Raw genomic sequence first — 16,194 nt, 5'->3', positions numbered from 1 at the left:
GGTAATTCCTTCTGCCCATGCCTGATGGTACCCAGCAGTCAACCGGCTGCGGCCGGAAATGGTTTGATTGGTCAGTGCTCCGTTTCAAACGCTACCTGGTTCTCTGCCTCTTCCTGGTGGGCGCCATCACGGCGTTCTCGTTCTGGGCCATCGGGCAGCCGGCTGCGGACGCACGCGGGGTCTTTTCGCCGCCGCCCCGGGCGGCCGTAAAGATGGATGCGTTGTCCGCCGGCATGACGACGGCGGTGAATGTGACCAGGACCCCGGACGGCGGGTGGCTCGCGCAGGCGGCCGCGCAGACCGGGATCCCCGCTCCCGCGTTGCGCACATATGTTGCCGCGGCTGCGGCTGCCAACGGGTCCAATCCTGGCTGCGGGATTGGCTGGAACACGGTGGCGGCGGTGGGCTTCGTCGAATCGGCGCACGGAAGCTACGGCGGAGGGAGCCTGGACAGTGAAGGTCAAGCAACGGGCCCCATCGTGGGCCCAAGCCTCAACGGCGCCGGCTTCGCCGCCATCCCTGACACGGACGGCGGTGCCCTGGATGGTGACGCCCGCTGGGACCACGCCGTTGGACCGATGCAGTTCATCCCTTCCACCTGGAAGATGGCGGGCCTGGACGGAAACGGCGACGGCGTGGCGGATCCGTTCAACCTGGACGACGCAGCCCTCACCGCCGCGACGTACCTGTGCGCCCACGGCCGCGACCTGACCACCGCGCAGGGGTGGACAGATGCCATCTACTCGTACAACCAGTCAGATGCCTACATCCGGCAAGTCCGCGCGCAGGCCACCGCCTATGCCGCGAAGACGGGGACCGCCCAGTAGCACGGCGGGCACGGGCCGCGCTGTAGCACCCTGCCGGGGCGATCCGCCACACCCGCACGGCGGGTAGTCTGGGCGCGTGGACTTCTCTTGCGAACTCGCCAACGGCATCGTGCTCCGTCCCGTCCACCTGTCCGATGCCGGGCCGCTGGCCGCCGCGTTCCAGGCCAACCGCGCCTACCTCGCACCGTGGGAACCGGTCAGGCCCGAGGAGTTTTACACGGTCCAGGGCCAGCATGACGTCCTCACCCGCCGGCTGAAGGACCTCGACGACGGCACCGCACTCCCCATGGTCCTCGTGGCGGACAACTCAGTGGTCGGCCTGCTGAACCTGAGCTCGATCGTCCGCGGCGCCTTCCAAAACGCCCATGTGGGTTACTGGACCGCGCAGGACGCCCAGGGGGAGGGCTCATGACGTCCGCGCTGGCCGCGGCGATGATCATTGCCAAGGCCCAACTCGGCCTGCACCGCCTCGAGGCCGCCACGCTCGTCCACAACACGGCATCGCAACGGGTGCTGGAAAAGAATGGCTTCGAGGCGTACGGCACCGCCCGGGCCTACCTGCGGATCGCGGGCCAGTGGCAGGACCACCGCATGTACCAGCGCATCCTTTAACGACGCCGGCACTCGGCAAAGGGACGCGCCGTACCCGGCTGCGTGGAGGCCTGGCCCCCTGACCTTTACAGGGGGCCACGCACGCCTCAGGACGTTGCGGCGCCCTCGGCCGGATGCGCCGCGGGTGGCGCAGCGTCCTCGTGCGGCACGGCTTCCGGTCCCGGCGTGGCGGCCGCCGCGGTGGGCTTGATGTTCTGGTTCACGTGGAAGAAGTTGTCGGGATCGTACTTCGCCTTGAGGTGGGCCAGCCGCGCATAGTTCGACCCGAGGGTATCCTCGATCCGGGACTGGTCGTCGGCGTCCTGGAAGTTGAGGTAGCCGCCGGGCTCGGAGAACTCGTGCAGCGCGGACCAGTATTTCCGCACCCAGGCAATGTTCCGCTCGTTCTCTGCCGGGTCGGGCCACTGCGCGGCGATGACCGGTGCAAAGTCAACGTCGCGGTACGCGAAAGCGGTGGCCTCGGGCGCCACCCGCTGGACCGCCCCGTCGATCGGATAGAAGTGGTTGGCTGAATGGACGCTGGGAATACCCGGTGCGTACTCGACGGCGGTCCGCAACGCCTCGTCGCTGAGGGTGCGCAGGAAATCAGCCTTCCAGTAGCCCTGAAGGCCCGGCACGCCGCTGAGTCCGTCGAACATGATGTTCAGCGCAGGGTACGGCATGGGTGCGAAGAAGCTGCCCAGCACCGTTCCCGCGTCAAGCATCGGCTGCCAGTGTGCCGGTCCCGCGTCCAGATCGCCCGTCCACATGCCGGCAATCACGGCCACCGGCTTCCCGTGCCATTCTTCCGGAAGGAACGGAACCGGCGGTCCCTGGTGGAATCCAAGGAAGGCCCCCATCTCGTCGGGCTCGGCGGCAATCCACTCCCGGTAGGCTGCGCCCACCGCAGCCCCGGCCGAGGCGTCGAAGAACATGATCCCCACATGCACCATGTCCACCGGGTGCAGCCGGAATTCCATCGACGTCACCACGCCGAAGTTGCCGCTTCCGCCCCGCAGCGCCCAAAAGAGGTCCACATTTTCCGCTTCGCTGGCCGTGACGAAGGTGCCGTCGGCAAGGACCACGTCCGCTGAAGCAAGGTTGTCGCAGCTCAGCCCATACTTCCGGGAGAGGTAGCCGATGCCCCCGCCGAGCGTGAGGCCGGCAACCCCGGTTGAACCGATAATCCCGCCGGTACTGGCCAGCCCGAACGCATGCGTGGCGTGGTTGTAGTCCGCCCACGTGGCGCCGGGCTCCACCCGGGCCAGCCGTGCTGCGGGGTCTACGCGCACGCCGCGGCGCGCCGAGAAATCAAGGACGAGCCCGCCGTCGACCGTCCCGAAACCCGGGGCGCTGTGTCCGCCGCCGCGCACGGCGACCTCGATCCCGAGGCCCCTGGCGAATCGGACGGCCGCCAGGACGTCCGCCACCTGCGAGACCCGCAGGACTGCTGCCGGACGGCGGCTGATCATGCCGTTGTAGACGAGCCGCGCAGCCTCATACTCGGCGTCGTCCTCTTCGATGACCTGCCCGCGGACCTGTTCGCGGAGCACGTCGAAACGTTCGCTACCCATCACAACTCCAGATATTTCGTGTCCAAGACCAGGGGCAGCCGGCTCCATACAGGGCCCAGCGGGGGCCAGCATGATGATTCTTTCGGTATACGCCTGGCCCCCGGCGGGGTCAAGGGAGGACGGGGAGCCATCGGACCGGTCCTGGCCGTAGGGGACGTTGGACCCTGTCCTGCCCGCCAACGCCCCCTTTACTGTGAAACCGCACACGTCACCGCAGCAACGCGCAAGGGGATCCAATGACCCGGATATCAGTCGTCACAGGTGCCGCTTCCGGCATCGGCAAGGCAACCAAGGAGCTGCTGGAGCAGCGGGGCGGCCGCGTCATTGGCGTGGACATCCACGGCACCGACGTGACCGCCGACCTTTCAACCCCCGCAGGGCGGACAGCACTGGTGCAGGGAGTCAGGGACCTGGCGGGGCAGGTGGACGCCGTGTATGCGGTGGCTGGCCTGGCCACCCCCACGGCGGCTACCGTGGCGGTGAATTTCTTCGGCACCGTCGCCACCCTCGATGGCCTGCGCCCGCTCTTGGCCGGTTCCCCTGCCCCGCGGGCCGTGCTGGTCTCCTCCATGGCCGCCCTGATGCCCAGCGACCCCGACCTCGTTTCCCTCCTTACGGCAGGGGACGAAGCGGCGTCGCTGGCCCGCGCCGAGGTACTGGCCCGGGAACCGGAAACCACAGGGGGACTGATCTACGCCTCCACCAAGCTGGCACTCTCCCGCTGGGTCCGGCGGCAGGCGGCCACCCCGGAGTGGGCCGGCGCAGGCATCCCGCTCAACGCGGTCGCCCCAGGCATCATTGCCACCCCCATGACGGCGGGCCTGATTGAAACAGCCGAAGGCCGGGAAGCCCTGCTTGCGATGGTGCCGATGCCGTTGAACGGCATCGCCGAACCGATCGCCGTGGCGCGCCTGCTGGCCTGGCTTGGCGGCGAGGAAAATACCCATCTGTGCGGTCAGGTGGTCTACATCGACGGCGGCAGCGACGCCGTCCTGCGCGGCGACTCCGTCTGGTGACCCCGCAGCCACCCGGGCCGCCCGGCTTCCCGGCCTGATCCACGGCCTCGGCGCGGGACAGGCGCCGCGTCCGGCCGTGCGGCTATCGTGGTGCCTATGCGAAGGTGCGCCGATGGCTGATGGACTGACGACGGGCGCCTTGGAGTGCCTATATACGGGAACCGTCTGGGCTGAAGGGCCCGTTTGGGTGCCCTCGACGCAGACTGTGCGCTGGAGCGACATTCCCAACAACCGCATCCTGGAATTCGACCCCGCCACCGGCGATGTCCGCGACTACGCCCGGAACGTCGAATTCACCAATGGGCGCACGCTCGACCACGACGGCAGCGTGGTGCAGTGCAGCCACGGCCGCCGCCGGGTGGAACGGGACAGGGACGGCACCGTGGCCGGCCTGGTCGATTCCTTCCGGGGCCGCCGGCTGAACTCGCCCAACGACGTGGTCATTGCCCGCGACGCGTCCATCTGGTTCACCGACCCGCCCTACGGCATCCTCCCCGGCACCAGGGAAGGGCACGAGGGCGAGCAGGAATACGGAGGCTGCTATGTGTTTCGGCTCGACCCGGCGTCCGGAAACCTTGACGCAGTGATCACCGGCCTCGTGCACCCCAACGGGCTGGCGTTCTCCCCGGATGAGGCCGTCCTTTACGTGGCGGACACCGCCGGATCCAGCCACGGGGTGCCGCTGAGGATCGTGGCCTACGACGTTCGCGACGCCGCCTGCGGGCCCGGCCGCGTCGTGGTGGAACTCCCCGACGGGCAGGCTGCCGACGGCCTCCGGGTCGATGTCGAGGGCAGGATCTGGACCTCCGCAGGCCCCGCCGTCAGGATCTACTCACCGTCTTTCGAGCTGCTGGCTTCCATCGACGTCCCGGAGACCGTTTCCAACCTGTGCTTCGGCGGCCCGGACGGCCGGGACCTCTATCTCACCGCGACCACCAGCCTGTACCGGATCCGCACGAGCACCCGCGATGCGGCCAGCCGGAACATTCCATCAACCCACCCCTGAACGTGAGGACCTCCATGCAGTACAGAACCCTGGGCCACAGCGGCACCGTCGTGACCAACTACGCGCTCGGAACCATGACGTTCGGCGCGGAAGCCACCGAGGAAGATTCGCACGCCATCCTGGACAGCTACTTCGCCGCGGGCGGAAACTTCATCGACACCGCCGACGTCTACAGTTCGGGCACGTCGGAGGAGATCATTGGCCGCTGGCTGGCCCAGCGTCCCGCGCTGCGGGACACGGCGGTCATCGCCACCAAGGGACGCTTCCCCATGGGAACGGCACCGAACGACGTCGGAACCTCGCGGCGGCGCCTGACGCGCGCCCTGGACGATTCCCTCCGCAGGCTGGGGGTGGACCAGATCGACCTCTACCAGCTGCACGCGTGGGACCCCATCACGCCGCTGGAAGAGACCCTCCGCTTCCTCGACGACGCCGTGAGCCGCGGCAAGATCGCCTACTACGGTTTCTCCAACTTCCTCGGCTGGCAGCTGACCAAGGCCGTCCACACGGCGCGCAACCAGGGCTGGAGCGAGCCCGTGAGCCTGCAGCCGCAGTACAGCCTGCTGGTCCGGGACATCGAGTTCGAGATTGTCCCCGCGGCCCTCGACGCCGGGATTGGCCTGCTGCCGTGGTCCCCGTTGGGCGGCGGCTGGTTGTCCGGCAAGTACAAGCGGGACCAGCGTCCGGCCGGCGCAACCCGTCTCGGTGAGAACCCCGAACGCGGCATGGAGGCATGGAAGGCACGCAACGACAACCCCCGGACCTGGGCGGTCATTGACGCCGTCGAAAACATCGTTGCCGGCCACGGGGTAAGCCCCGCCCAGGTGGCCTTGGCCTGGTTGGCGGACCGGCCGGCCGTGACCTCGGTGATCCTGGGAGCCCGTACCACCGAACAGCTCGCCGACAACATGGCTGCTGCCGACCTGCGGCTCAGCAGCGAAGAAGTCAGCCTGCTGACTGAGGCCAGCCGGCCGCAAACGGGTGTGTACCCGTACGGGCCGATGGCACAAGAGCAGCGCAGCCGCAAAATGGAGGGCGGCCGCTAGGAACGGCGGCGGTGCGTGGGCCTTTACGTCGGGTGCTTCAGCACATCGGGCAGTTGGTCCACGTACACCGTCTGCGGCGGGTCGTAGTAGATCACCAGCACTTCCTCGCCCACCGCGAAGCCGCTTGACTTGTCGTACGGGTAGGCGTGGAACGCCATGATGCCGCCCAGGTACGGCAGCATGACCTCGCCGATGGTGCCCGGCCCGATGCGGCCCGTCACCCGCCCAATCTTTCCCGTCAGGCTCCGGTCCACCTCTTTGTGCATCGGCTGTCCCTACGCGCCCGGAGCCTTGGGCGCACGCTTGTCCTCGCCGCCCTTCCGGAGCGCGGACGAGAGGGCCGGCAGATAGTCACCCACCTGTGCCAGGATCCCGCCCAGCATCTTGTTGACCCCCTCGCCGCCGTTCAGGACCGTCATCTGGCCCACGTGGGAGAAGGGCTCGGCCGCTGCGGCGACGATCGCGGGCATGTTTTCGGCGAGCTGCTGCGAGATGACGGCGTCCTGGTTGGTTCCCAAAGCCTCGGCCCGGGCCTTGATGCCGTCTGCCTCAGCCAGGGCCTTGGCCTTGATTGCCGAGGCTGCCGCGTCACCCTTGGCCTTGGTGGCCGCGGCCTCGGCCTCACCGGTGACTTTGGTGGCTCCGGCGGCAGCAGCTGCGGCGTTGGCGTTGGCCTGCGCCTGAAGTTCCGTTCGGCGGGCATTGGCCGTGGCCTCAAGCTCGGTGCGCCGGGCCAGGGCCTCTGCGGCGGAGATGTCGGCGGCCTTTTGGCCTTCCGCGTCGGTGCGCTTGGCATACGCTTTGGCATCGGCAGGCTTCCGGATGGTGGTCTGCAGTTTCTGCTCTTCCCGGTCCGCCTCCAGCTTGGCAACTTCGGTTTCCTGGACCACCACCTGCTGCCGGGCCGTGGCCTCCGCCAGCGGGCCGGCTTGCGCAGCGTTGGCCTTGGCGCGTTCGGCGTTCGCCTGGGCCACTGACTGCCTGATCGCCGAGACGCTCTGCGCGTCGGCAATCAGCGCGGCAGCCTCCGCTTCCTTCTCGGCAGCCTCGCGGTTACGGGTGGCCTCGGCAATGCGGGCCTCCATCTTCACCTGCGCGATGTGCGGCTTGGCGATGTTCTGGATGTAGCCGGTGGGGTCCTGCAGGTCCTTGATCTGCAGCGAATCCACCACCAGGCCCAGTTTCTCCATCTCCACGCCGCTGGCGCTGCGGACCTGCGAACCCAGCTTGTCGCGTTCGCGGATGATTTCCTCCATGGTCATGCTGCCAATAATGGAGCGCAGGTGTCCTTCAAAAACGTTATAGACCTGGCTTTCCATTTTTGGTTGCTGGCCCAGGAAACGTCGGGCCGCATTGGCAATAAAAGGCGGGGCATCGCCGATTTTGTAAATGACAACCCCTTCCACGATCACTTGGATGCCTTGGGAGGTAACGCAGGAAACTTTGAGCTCGGTTTCATTCAGCGTGAGCGAGAGGGTCCGCACGGTCTGGAGTCCGGGCAGCACCAGGGCGCCCTTGCCGGTGACAATCTTGAAGTCCATTCCGGCCCGGGTTTCGAGGGTTCCGCGGGTCAGCCCGGAAATGATCAGGGCTTCGTTGGGTTCGGCAACCTTCCACATCAGTTTTGTTGCTGTCCAAATGAATCCGATGGCGACAAGCACCGCCAGAATGGTGGCAATAAGCGGGAAGAATGCGGTGAAATCCGGCATGTCCAGGTCCTTTCGATGCCGCGGAACAGGCATCACGGTAAATCCCCAACAAATGCAGCCGTCCGGTATCCCGTCGTCGAAATTCACGTCATCGTCGGCGCGCCCGGCCAGCTGTTGTAGACAGTCTGATTGGGCCCCGCCCAAGAGTCCAGAGCTGGGCTGATATTTGCCTGCGGCAACAGAACAGGAGCGGCCGACGGCGGAGGGGGCACCCGCCCAAGGGCCAGGATTGCCACGGGGCCCCGTAAGCCGCGGACCTCTTGCCGCCGGGATTTCTTTGTTCTATAACAAATGGCATAAAGAGGTGCAGCATGATTCTGACGCTTGATCTCACCAGCGACGTACCGCTCTACGTGCAGCTGCGGGACCGGATCACGGAAGGTATCGCCGAGGGCGCCCTGGTTGAGGGCAGCCCGCTACCTGCCACACGCGCCTTGGCGGCCGATTTCGGCATCAACTTCCATACGGTCAATAAGGCCTACGCCCTGCTGCGGCAGCAGGGCCTGATCAGGCTCAACCGCAAGACCGGGGCAGTGGTGGCGGCTGCGGCGGCTGCGGACCCGGTGTTCCATGCGGAATGGACGGCCCGGGCCCGAACCCTGCTGGCTGAGGCCATTGCCAGGGGAGTCCCGGCCGACGACGTCATGGCCGCCTGCCAGTCCATGCTCGCCTCCTTCCACACCCCGCAGACCAAGGATTCGCCATGACCGTCGGGATCATCCTGAGTTCAGTTCTTTTGGCGTTGGTGCTCCTGCTGGCGCTGGTACTGCCCTCCATTACCAGCCCCACAGTGCCGTTTGGAGTGCGGGTGCCGGACGGCCACGTTGATGATCCGGTGGTGGTGGCGCAGTCCAGGCACTACCGGTGGAGGGTGCTGCTCAGCGGTGTCGTCACCGCCGTGGCCGGGGTGGGCATGTTCGCCGTCACGGGCGCAACGTTCCTGCTGCCCGTTTCTGTGCTGCTGCTCCTGGGCGCTTGGTACGGCTGCTTCTTTCTCGCCAACCAGGAAATCCGTGCCGCCAAGGCCGCCGGAAACTGGTACGGCGGCCTTCGGCAGGGCGTCGCCGTCGACACCGGTCTCCGGTCGGACCCGCCCAGGTTCCCCTGGCTGTGGCTGGCATTCCCGGCCATAGTGACGGTGGCGACCGCGGTGACCGGGATCATCCGGTATCCGGCGATGCCCGGTCAGTTGGCCGTGCACTACGGTGCCGGCGGCCAGGCCGACCGGCTGGCGCCGAAGTCAATCGGAACCGCCTTTTCCCTGGTTATTGTCCAGGTGATCGTCACCGCGCTGCTGTCCGCCATCGCAGCCGGCATCCTCCGCGGCCGGGCCGACCTCGACCCCGCACACCCGGATGCCTCGGCGCGCTGGCACCGCGAGTACGCCTCGCTCGGGGCACGGACCTTGCTCGGCCTGGCCGGCACGATCACGCTGGGGATGATGGGGGCGTCCCTGCTGATGTGGACCGGGACCCGGACTCCGTGGGCTGCGCTGGCCGTGGTGGTCCCGGTGCTGGCCGGCGTCGGACTTTGCATGGTGGTCCTCGCGCGGCACAACCGCGAACCCCGCGGGACTCCTCGGGAAACCGGCTTGACCCACCGGGACGACGACAGGTTCTGGCGCGGCGGACTGCTGTACATCAACCGTGAGGACCACGCGCTCATGGTGCCCCGCCGGTTCGGCCTGGGCTGGACCCTCAATTTCGGCAACCCCAGGGCCGGGATGCTGCTTGCCGGGGTACTCGCCCTGATCAGCCTGGTGGTGATCCTGCGCTTTGGCGGGTGAACGGACACCGGCGCCGACCCGCAGGGCCGGGCAGCGTCACCGTCCGGCGGCGGCAGTGAAGGCGTCCACGGCCGGCCACAGCACCTCCGGGTGCCTGATATCGCTGTGGGCGCCGGCAAACGGGTTCTGGTCCTGGGAAATCACCGCATTGGCGTCAAGGCAGTAGAACCCGCCCGCGCTGAATCCGTAGGACTCACCAGGCCGGCGCAGGGGGACCGTTGTTGCGCCGGCCTGCTGGTAGCCGTCGTGGCCCATGCCCTCCCAGCGGTACATGAAGTCGTGGACGTCCTCGTTGTCCTGGCGCTGGAGGAAGCTTGCTGTCGGGTACCAGGTCCCCACCGCGCGGTCGGCTTTGCTGAAGGTGGCGATGAACGGCCCGTCCACCCGGCCGGCACAGGATGCCAGGAGGCCCGACCGTGCGGGGTCGGTGGGGAGCGGGGACGCGAAACTGAAGTGTGAGAAGGCTCCTTGGATGAGGTAGAGCAGCTTGACGGGGCTGGCAGGGCCGGCAGCGGACGCCGGCAGCCCGGCGAGCGCGTTGGCCACCAGCCGGGCCCCAAAGCTGTGCCCCATCAGGTAGATGCGCGGTTGGCCGCCGGGTCCCGCGAGGGAACCGAGGTACGGGCCCAATCCCTGGCTGCCGATGACGCCGGCACGGTTCTTCATTTCGTAATAGCTGAACGCGCGCAGCACCTCACGCGCCCCTTTCCACAGCATGCCGAACGGGTTCCCGATGTCCTGCGCACTCGGCTGCGACGGGGCGGCGAGTGCGGCGGCGTGGGTCAGGAGGGGCGCTGTGGTGGCTGACAACGCTGCCTGCAGGTTCGAGTCCTCGGATTCAGGCGGCGGCACGGGGGAGCTGACCAGGCCACGCGCAAGGTGATGGAAGCGTTCGAGTTCCTGCGGCTCTTCCGGTTTCCGGTCCAGCAGGTCTCCGATCACGCCGAGGTCCTGCTCGTTGCGGGGGAACGACGGGGCCAGGTGCGCCGCCAGTGCCGCCCCCGTGGACGCGGCTGCCGGCGCGGCGGTTGCCTGGTCCTCGGGAAAGAGCAGGGAGGGCCAGATGATTCCGACGGCGGCGCAGCCGTCCGCCTGCTGCCCCAGCTGGTCGGACAGATTGCCGAACATCCACTGGTAGAGGCTGCGCGCTGACTGGACATCGCTGTTCCAGCCGTGGGAGAGGACAAAGATGTCACGGATGCCGCCGTCCGCAACGGCGGCGGCCAGGGAAGCACCGTCCGAGGGGCTTCCAGGGTCGGCGCTGCCATCGGCGGCGAATGCCAGCTCGTAGTAGTCGAGGTTCCCGATGCGACCGGTCATGGCTGCTCCTGCTTGGTGGGTGGTTAGATCGAGTTCAGGACCCGCATCAGGTCCACCAGGCCGCTGCCTTGGAAGAACGGGTGCCGGCCCAGCGAGCTTGCATTCTGCATGAACAGGTCTTTGACCACCTCAGGCTTGCCGATGAATTCCGGCCGTGCTGAGAGGAAAGCGGCGATGGCTCCTGAAACGTGCGGCGCAGCCATTGAGGTTCCGCTGTCCTCCACATAGCAGGGCATGGGAGCGGGCGCGTCCTTGAAGCCCGGGACCTGGCTGCGGTTCTTTCCGGCAGCTGCTGACGTGATGCGCTCGCCGGGGGCTACAAGGTCCGGCTTCAGGCGCCCGTCAAGGGTGGGTCCCTTGGATGAGGTATAGGACACCCCGAAGACGTGCGGCTGGTCGCGGTGCGTTGAACCGACCGTGATGGCCTTGGCCGCATTTCCCGGGTCGGTGATGGTGGAGAGCCGGCCGTAGAAGTCGCCGTTGTCGTCCCGGGCGTCTCCACCGTTGCCTGCGCTGACCACCACCACGACGCCGGAGCCCACCAGCAGGTCGATCTCCCGGCACAGGGGGCTTTGGCCGGCGGCGAAGTCACCGGGATACCAATCGCAGCCGAGCGAAAGGTTGACGCCGTGGATCACCATGTTGCGGCCGTAGGAGTTGACCGCCCTGACGTAGTTCAGTGCGGCGATGACGGCGCTGGACAGCGTGTGCTCCTGGTTGTTGAGGACCTTCAGGCTCACCAGCAGGGCCTCGGAGGCCAGGCCGGCCAGCGACCGGCCGGGGTCCAGGTCCCGCGGTATCCATTCCGGCAGCCCGTCCGGCGTGGACCGGCTCATCATGATGAGGGCTGCCGGGGGAGCGGAGCCGGCGATGATCCCTGCCACGTGTGTCCCGTGTCCGACGTCGTCCACCAGGGCAGGTGCCGGGTCCTGCGGGACCAGGTCCTTGGCTGAGCGGACGTCTCCTGCGTCTTTGGGAGCCGAACCGTCGGCATCCGGGCCGGTGACCAAAACCGTGAAGTCGCGGTGGAGATCAGCCACTCGCGGGTCATGCAGGTTGTCCGCTTTGCCCGCCTGGACGGGAAGGAAATGCGGGTGCGTGCCGTCGATGCCCGAGTCGATGACGGCCCATACGCATCCGCGGCCCGAGGCCCCGAACGTGCGCAGGGCGGCATCAGCCTGGACCGTGGCGGCCGACCTGTCGATGTGCGGGCGCACGATGTAATCGGGCCACACACGGTAGATGGTGCGCTCCGCAACGCCGTGTACCGCATCCGCGGCCAGGAGGTCTGTGAGCTCGTCGGGCCGGAGCCGGCACTGGAGGTACAGGGTTGAGACCTGCAGCGGCGGGGAAGGCGGATCCGCAACCGATGAAAAAGTGAGGTTGAAGAGCGTGGCGAACTTGGCCCCCGCGGATGTGGCCAATGTCCCGTGCCCCACCTGCAGTTCCACCAGGACGGCCTGGCGCTGGTTACCGTCGGTGTGGACCAGAAGGTCGTGTCCGCGCTGCTCTGAATTGTTGCGGGGCCTCAGCAGTGAGCTCACCAAACGCGTCATGCCATTCTCCGGTCTCACTGAAGTGCTGCCACCAATTATGGGCAGCGGCCCCGGCATGTCAATAAGGCGCGGGCCGCCCTACCATGAGGTGTGGGCTCGAAAAACCGCATCGTGAGGCGGGCGGCGCTCGCGGTGGCCCTCTCCGTCTCCGGCTGCACCTACACGGACGACCCCCTTCCGCCCGGTACCTTTCCGCCTGCTTTGGAGCCTATGATCCAGCAGATCCAGCTGTTCCTGGACCAAGGCGCCGTCTCGGCCGTTGTCCAGGTCCGCTGGCCTGGCGGCGAATGGTCGCAGGCGTTTGGCGTGCGCGACCTCGACTCCCTGAAGCCGGCGCAGCCCACGGACAGGGTGGAGGTTGCCGGCGTTACCCAGGCCATGACCGCCGTTGCGGTACTTCGGCTCGTGGATGACCACCTCATCGGCCTTGACGAGCCGGTCCTCGACGCCGTCCCGGAACTCGCGGGCGTGCTGCGGCCGCCCGGACCGCTGACTGTGCGCCAACTGCTGAGCCACACGTCCGGGATGCCGGACGCCGCCGCGGCGCTGCCCCGCGACGTCGACTTCCGCCCGGCCCTGTCGCGGGCCCTGGACCTCAGGCAGCAGGTGCAGGCGGCCGGGACGCTCCCGTGGCCGGCCTCCGACGTCGGCCTGTTCAAATACTCCACCACCGACTATGTGGCCCTGGGCCTCGTGGTGGAGGCCTTGCGCCATAAGCCATTCGAGCAGGTCATGCTGGAGCAGGTGTTCTCCCCATTGGGACTGAAGGACAGCACCCTGGACCGGCCGGACCCGCGGGCACCGAACGTCCTCCACGGCTACGCCACCCTTCACGGCGAGCGCATCGACACCACTGGCGACGCGTCCGTCGCCGGCTCCCCGGCATCCGGGGTGGTGTCAACGGTGGCGGACCTGAACCTTTTCATGGCCGCCCTCCTCCAAGGCCGTGCCGTTTCTTCGTCCTCGCTGAAGGAGATGAAAACCAGCCCCGGCTTTGGCCGCTTCGGGCTGGGACTGTGGCGCTTCGCGGACCAGTGTTCACCCGCCATGAGGCAGGAAGGCAAGGGCTCGTTCCGGGACTTCCAGACCGTTGCCGTGAGCAGCGACGACGGGCGGTACCAAGCCGCAATGACGGTCACGGCGCCGCCCCTGCCCGGTGAGGTTGAAGACCCCGCCAGCACCGGCCGCCGGGACCTCCTCAACGGCCAGATCGAGTCCACCCTCAACGAGGCCCTGGACAGGCTCTGCCAGCCTGCACACTGAGGACAAACGCGCCGGTCAGCCGCGCATCAGGCCACACCGGAGGCCTGTCGGGATGTTCCCCGCGGATCTACACTGAAGCATCCCGCGACACGCTGCGGCCGGGGAAAACTGGCGTGGGAACAGAGGATCAAGTACATAGCTGGAAGGGCGGACCATGGGCAACGCGTCGCAGGGAGCTAACCGGGCAGTTTCGGAAGCGGCATCGGCCAGCCGCAGCCCGGCGTTACGCATTCTGGCCCGTGCCGGTTTCGTGTTCATCGGCCTGGTCCACGTGCTGATCGGCGTGATCGCCCTGCAGCTGGACCGGGGCCAGGGCGGGGAAGCGGACCAGTCCGGGGCGATTGGATCCCTTGCCTCAAAACCCGGCGGCGGAATCCTCCTGTGGGCAGGGGCGGTTGCCTGCGCGGCCCTCGCTCTGTGGATGGTCGGCGAAGCCGTGTTCGGTGCGCGTTCCGAAAGTGATTCGAAGAAAAAGCTGAAAGAGGCAGGATCCGCTGCGGGAAAGGTCGTGGTGTTCGGTTTCCTGGCCTTCACGTTCGCCGTGTTCGCGACGGGCGGTTCCAAGAGTTCCAGCCAGTCGGCCAGTGACTTCACGGCTCAGCTCATGGCTGCGCCCGCTGGAGTGGTGCTGCTGGTCGTTGTCGGCTTGGCGATCGTTGCCGCCGGCGTTTACTACGCGTACCGGGGCTTCACCCGAAAGTTCATGGAAGACCTGCAGGATCCCGGAAACGCCCGCACCGCTGTCGAGTGGCTCGGCACCGTGGGCTACATCGCCAAGGGAGTGGTCCTCACCGTCGTTGGTGTCCTGATCATCGTGGCGGCTGCGACCGCCGATCCGTCCAAGTCTTCGGGACTGGATGGCGGCCTGAAGGCACTGGGTTCACAGCCCTACGGCGTGTTCCTGCTCGCGGCCATCGCCGCCGGCCTCATCTGCTACGGCGTGTACTCCATGGCGCGGGCCCGGTACGGCAAGTTCTAGGGAGCGGTCTTGTCAGCCGATGGGCCACCAGTCCGGAAGCAGTTGCCCCAGGTCCGCCAGGAATTCCTCCGCCGGCCGGGGCTGATCCTCCAGGAGGCGTGACTCCAGTGCCCCCACCACGCCGTAGGCAATGAACCGCGCCACCATGGGCGGCGGGACGTCGCGGCCGCCCGGTGCCGGAACGGCGATGGCCCGGCGTTCGATCAGCAGGCGGACCGAACCCTCGAAATGGGCGCCGAGCATGCCGTGCAACCCCGCCGTTCCCGGCTCGGTGGCCAGGCCGTGGCGGTAGATCCGGCGGTGGGCATCCACGTGCCGGATCACGCCGGCGGTTACGGCGGCGACGGCGGGGCCGATGTCGCCGCCGGACACAGCGAGGTGCTCGTCCCGCAGGGCATCCAGTTCGGCGGAGAGGACCTGGCGCAGCAAGGCGGCGGGGGATGCCGCGTGCTGGTAGAACGTCGACCTGTTGACGCCCGCGGCAGCGGCGACCTGCGCGGCCCCCAGCGTCCCGGCGTCGTGCTCCGCTGCCAGCTCCAGGATGGCGGCGGCCAGCCTGGCACGGCTCCTGGCCGCGCGAGGATCGCGGGCAGCCGGTACCACCGCGCCCCCTTCCGGTCCTTTTGTCATGCCGGTCACACTCCCTGGTGATCTTGGCCGCCGGCGGTGGATAAACCGCAGCGGCGGGCGTAGCGTTCTAACTATCCAACACTTGTTGGATAAGTCGATTGGGCCACTGTACCTTCGGCCCACGGTTGAAAGGAAGCACCATGTCCCGCTTTGACGGACGAGTCGGCATCATCACGGGGGCCGCCAGCGGCATCGGCCGGGCCACGGCCGAGAGGTTTGCCGCCGAAGGCGGAGCCGTGATCGTCGCGGACATCCAGGACGGAGCCGCCGCGGAGGTCGCCGCCGGGATCCAGCAGGCCGGCGGCCGCGCGCGCGCCTTCCACCTCGACGTCACCAGCGAGTCGGGCTGGGCCGGGGTTGTCGCCCACGCCCTCAACGAATTCGGCCGGCTTGACGTCCTGGTGAACAACGCCGGGATTGGCGACAACGAAGCGATCGAAGCAACCAGCGTGGAAACCTACAACAAGGTGGTAGCCGTCACGCAGACCAGCGTCTTCCTCGGCGAGAAGGCGGCCGCGTCGGCCCTGAAGGATTCCGGCAACGGCGCCGTGGTGAACGTGTCCTCCATGTTCGGCATCGTGGGTGGATTCGGGACGTCCCCGGCCTATGCGGCCGCCAAGGGTGCGGTCCGGACACTGACCAAGAACACTGCCCTCGGCTGGGCCACGGAAGGTGTCCGCGTCAACTCCGTCCACCCCGGCTTTATCGACACGCCCATCCTGGGCGACACCGACCGCAAACTCCTCACCGAAACCACTCCCATGGCACGGCTGGGCCGCCCCGAGGATGTGGCGGCGGTCATCCTGTTCGCCGCCAGCGACGACGCCGCGTTCATGACCGGCTCCGAACTCGTGGTCGACGGCGGCTACACCGCCCGCTGAACCAGAAACC

At 67.6% G+C, this 16,194-nt stretch carries 15 protein-coding genes and 1 pseudogene; 10 read left to right on the top strand and 6 right to left on the bottom strand.

The features are described from left to right. Positions 1 to 74: 74 nt before the first annotated feature. Together ACX5I6_RS15745 and ACX5I6_RS15740 are read left to right on the top strand one after the other, a co-directional pair. Entirely contained in the window at positions 75 to 827 is a 753-nt protein-coding gene (locus tag ACX5I6_RS15745) for a lytic transglycosylase domain-containing protein (protein ID WP_461841733.1), read from the top strand. Between the two features lie 76 nt (positions 828 to 903). Next, a pseudogene (locus ACX5I6_RS15740) lies at positions 904 to 1,439 on the top strand (GNAT family N-acetyltransferase). 86 nt (positions 1,440 to 1,525) lie between these two features. Here ACX5I6_RS15740 and ACX5I6_RS15735 read toward each other — a convergent pair. Next, a complete protein-coding gene (locus tag ACX5I6_RS15735) occupies positions 1,526 to 2,992 on the bottom strand; it encodes an FAD-binding oxidoreductase (RefSeq protein WP_461841082.1) in 1,467 nt (488 codons plus the stop codon). A gap of 236 nt (positions 2,993 to 3,228) precedes the next feature. Here ACX5I6_RS15735 and ACX5I6_RS15730 point away from each other — a divergent pair, with 236 nt between their 5' ends. From ACX5I6_RS15730 to ACX5I6_RS15720, 3 genes are all read left to right on the top strand, one after another. After that, positions 3,229 to 4,008, top strand: a complete 780-nt coding sequence (locus ACX5I6_RS15730; RefSeq protein ID WP_461841081.1) for an SDR family oxidoreductase — start codon at positions 3,229 to 3,231, stop codon at positions 4,006 to 4,008. Between the two features lie 112 nt (positions 4,009 to 4,120). Then, on the top strand, positions 4,121 to 5,014 hold the full coding sequence (locus ACX5I6_RS15725; protein WP_461841080.1) for an SMP-30/gluconolactonase/LRE family protein: 894 nt from the start codon (positions 4,121 to 4,123) through the stop codon (positions 5,012 to 5,014). Positions 5,015 to 5,028: 14 nt separating this feature from the next. Further along, positions 5,029 to 6,060, top strand: coding sequence for an aldo/keto reductase (locus tag ACX5I6_RS15720; RefSeq protein WP_461841079.1), 1,032 nt, complete (start codon positions 5,029 to 5,031; stop codon positions 6,058 to 6,060). A 23-nt stretch (positions 6,061 to 6,083) separates the two neighbouring features. Here ACX5I6_RS15720 and ACX5I6_RS15715 read toward each other — a convergent pair whose 3' ends face one another. Together ACX5I6_RS15715 and ACX5I6_RS15710 are read right to left on the bottom strand one after the other, a co-directional pair. After that, a complete protein-coding gene (locus ACX5I6_RS15715) occupies positions 6,084 to 6,326 on the bottom strand; it encodes a hypothetical protein (RefSeq protein WP_461841078.1) in 243 nt (80 codons plus the stop codon). 9 nt (positions 6,327 to 6,335) lie between these two features. Next, the gene (locus ACX5I6_RS15710) at positions 6,336 to 7,769 is read right to left on the bottom strand and encodes a flotillin family protein (protein WP_461841077.1); all 1,434 of its coding nucleotides are present in this window, start codon (positions 7,767 to 7,769) and stop codon (positions 6,336 to 6,338) included. A 311-nt stretch (positions 7,770 to 8,080) separates the two neighbouring features. Here ACX5I6_RS15710 and ACX5I6_RS15705 point away from each other — a divergent pair, with 311 nt between their 5' ends. Continuing rightward, positions 8,081 to 8,476, top strand: a complete 396-nt coding sequence (locus ACX5I6_RS15705) for a GntR family transcriptional regulator (RefSeq protein WP_461841076.1) — start codon at positions 8,081 to 8,083, stop codon at positions 8,474 to 8,476. After that, positions 8,473 to 9,555, top strand: coding sequence for a DUF1648 domain-containing protein (locus tag ACX5I6_RS15700; RefSeq protein ID WP_461841075.1), 1,083 nt, complete (start codon positions 8,473 to 8,475; stop codon positions 9,553 to 9,555). The genes ACX5I6_RS15705 and ACX5I6_RS15700 overlap by 4 nt, the downstream gene beginning before the upstream one ends. A gap of 36 nt (positions 9,556 to 9,591) precedes the next feature. On the opposite strand, the gene ACX5I6_RS15695 is transcribed toward ACX5I6_RS15700, so the two are convergent. Then, positions 9,592 to 10,875: a serine/threonine protein kinase gene (locus ACX5I6_RS15695; protein WP_461841074.1), complete on the bottom strand. Its 1,284-nt coding sequence runs from the start codon at positions 10,873 to 10,875 to the stop codon at positions 9,592 to 9,594. Between the two features lie 23 nt (positions 10,876 to 10,898). Further along, on the bottom strand, positions 10,899 to 12,431 hold the full coding sequence (locus tag ACX5I6_RS15690) for a S8 family serine peptidase (RefSeq protein WP_461841073.1): 1,533 nt from the start codon (positions 12,429 to 12,431) through the stop codon (positions 10,899 to 10,901). 210 nt (positions 12,432 to 12,641) lie between these two features. Between ACX5I6_RS15690 and ACX5I6_RS15685 the strand changes: the two genes are divergently transcribed. Then, positions 12,642 to 13,694 (top strand): serine hydrolase domain-containing protein, encoded by a 1,053-nt coding sequence (locus ACX5I6_RS15685; protein ID WP_461841072.1) that lies wholly within the window; start codon positions 12,642 to 12,644, stop codon positions 13,692 to 13,694. 154 nt (positions 13,695 to 13,848) lie between these two features. Continuing rightward, positions 13,849 to 14,673: a DUF1206 domain-containing protein gene (locus ACX5I6_RS15680; RefSeq protein WP_461841071.1), complete on the top strand. Its 825-nt coding sequence runs from the start codon at positions 13,849 to 13,851 to the stop codon at positions 14,671 to 14,673. Positions 14,674 to 14,685: 12 nt separating this feature from the next. Here the strand turns inward: ACX5I6_RS15680 and ACX5I6_RS15675 are convergent, their stop codons facing one another. Continuing rightward, positions 14,686 to 15,303, bottom strand: coding sequence for a TetR/AcrR family transcriptional regulator (locus ACX5I6_RS15675; protein WP_461841070.1), 618 nt, complete (start codon positions 15,301 to 15,303; stop codon positions 14,686 to 14,688). 140 nt (positions 15,304 to 15,443) lie between these two features. On the opposite strand from ACX5I6_RS15675, the gene ACX5I6_RS15670 reads away from it, so the two are divergent. After that, positions 15,444 to 16,184: an SDR family NAD(P)-dependent oxidoreductase gene (locus tag ACX5I6_RS15670; RefSeq protein WP_461841069.1), complete on the top strand. Its 741-nt coding sequence runs from the start codon at positions 15,444 to 15,446 to the stop codon at positions 16,182 to 16,184. Positions 16,185 to 16,194 lie beyond the last annotated feature (10 nt).

It is taken from the genome of Arthrobacter sp. MMS24-T111 (assembly GCF_054888995.1).
This window is presented reverse-complemented; position numbering and strand designations above follow the sequence as displayed.

Excerpts from the sequence above, each read along its gene's own strand:
- ACX5I6_RS15735 (WP_461841082.1), bottom strand. The coding sequence starts at position 2,992 with ATGGGTAGCGAACGTTTCGACGTGCTCCGCGAACAGGTCCGCGGGCAG.
- ACX5I6_RS15730 (WP_461841081.1), top strand. The coding sequence starts at position 3,229 with ATGACCCGGATATCAGTCGTCACAGGTGCCGCTTCCGGCATCGGCAAG.
- ACX5I6_RS15725 (WP_461841080.1), top strand. The coding sequence starts at position 4,121 with ATGGCTGATGGACTGACGACGGGCGCCTTGGAGTGCCTATATACGGGA.
- ACX5I6_RS15720 (WP_461841079.1), top strand. The coding sequence starts at position 5,029 with ATGCAGTACAGAACCCTGGGCCACAGCGGCACCGTCGTGACCAACTAC.
- ACX5I6_RS15715 (WP_461841078.1), bottom strand. The coding sequence starts at position 6,326 with ATGCACAAAGAGGTGGACCGGAGCCTGACGGGAAAGATTGGGCGGGTG.
- ACX5I6_RS15710 (WP_461841077.1), bottom strand. The coding sequence starts at position 7,769 with ATGCCGGATTTCACCGCATTCTTCCCGCTTATTGCCACCATTCTGGCG.
- ACX5I6_RS15705 (WP_461841076.1), top strand. The coding sequence starts at position 8,081 with ATGATTCTGACGCTTGATCTCACCAGCGACGTACCGCTCTACGTGCAG.
- ACX5I6_RS15700 (WP_461841075.1), top strand. The coding sequence starts at position 8,473 with ATGACCGTCGGGATCATCCTGAGTTCAGTTCTTTTGGCGTTGGTGCTC.
- ACX5I6_RS15695 (WP_461841074.1), bottom strand. The coding sequence starts at position 10,875 with ATGACCGGTCGCATCGGGAACCTCGACTACTACGAGCTGGCATTCGCC.
- ACX5I6_RS15690 (WP_461841073.1), bottom strand. The coding sequence starts at position 12,431 with ATGACGCGTTTGGTGAGCTCACTGCTGAGGCCCCGCAACAATTCAGAG.
- ACX5I6_RS15685 (WP_461841072.1), top strand. The coding sequence starts at position 12,642 with ATGATCCAGCAGATCCAGCTGTTCCTGGACCAAGGCGCCGTCTCGGCC.
- ACX5I6_RS15680 (WP_461841071.1), top strand. The coding sequence starts at position 13,849 with ATGGGCAACGCGTCGCAGGGAGCTAACCGGGCAGTTTCGGAAGCGGCA.
- ACX5I6_RS15675 (WP_461841070.1), bottom strand. The coding sequence starts at position 15,303 with ATGACAAAAGGACCGGAAGGGGGCGCGGTGGTACCGGCTGCCCGCGAT.
- ACX5I6_RS15670 (WP_461841069.1), top strand. The coding sequence starts at position 15,444 with ATGTCCCGCTTTGACGGACGAGTCGGCATCATCACGGGGGCCGCCAGC.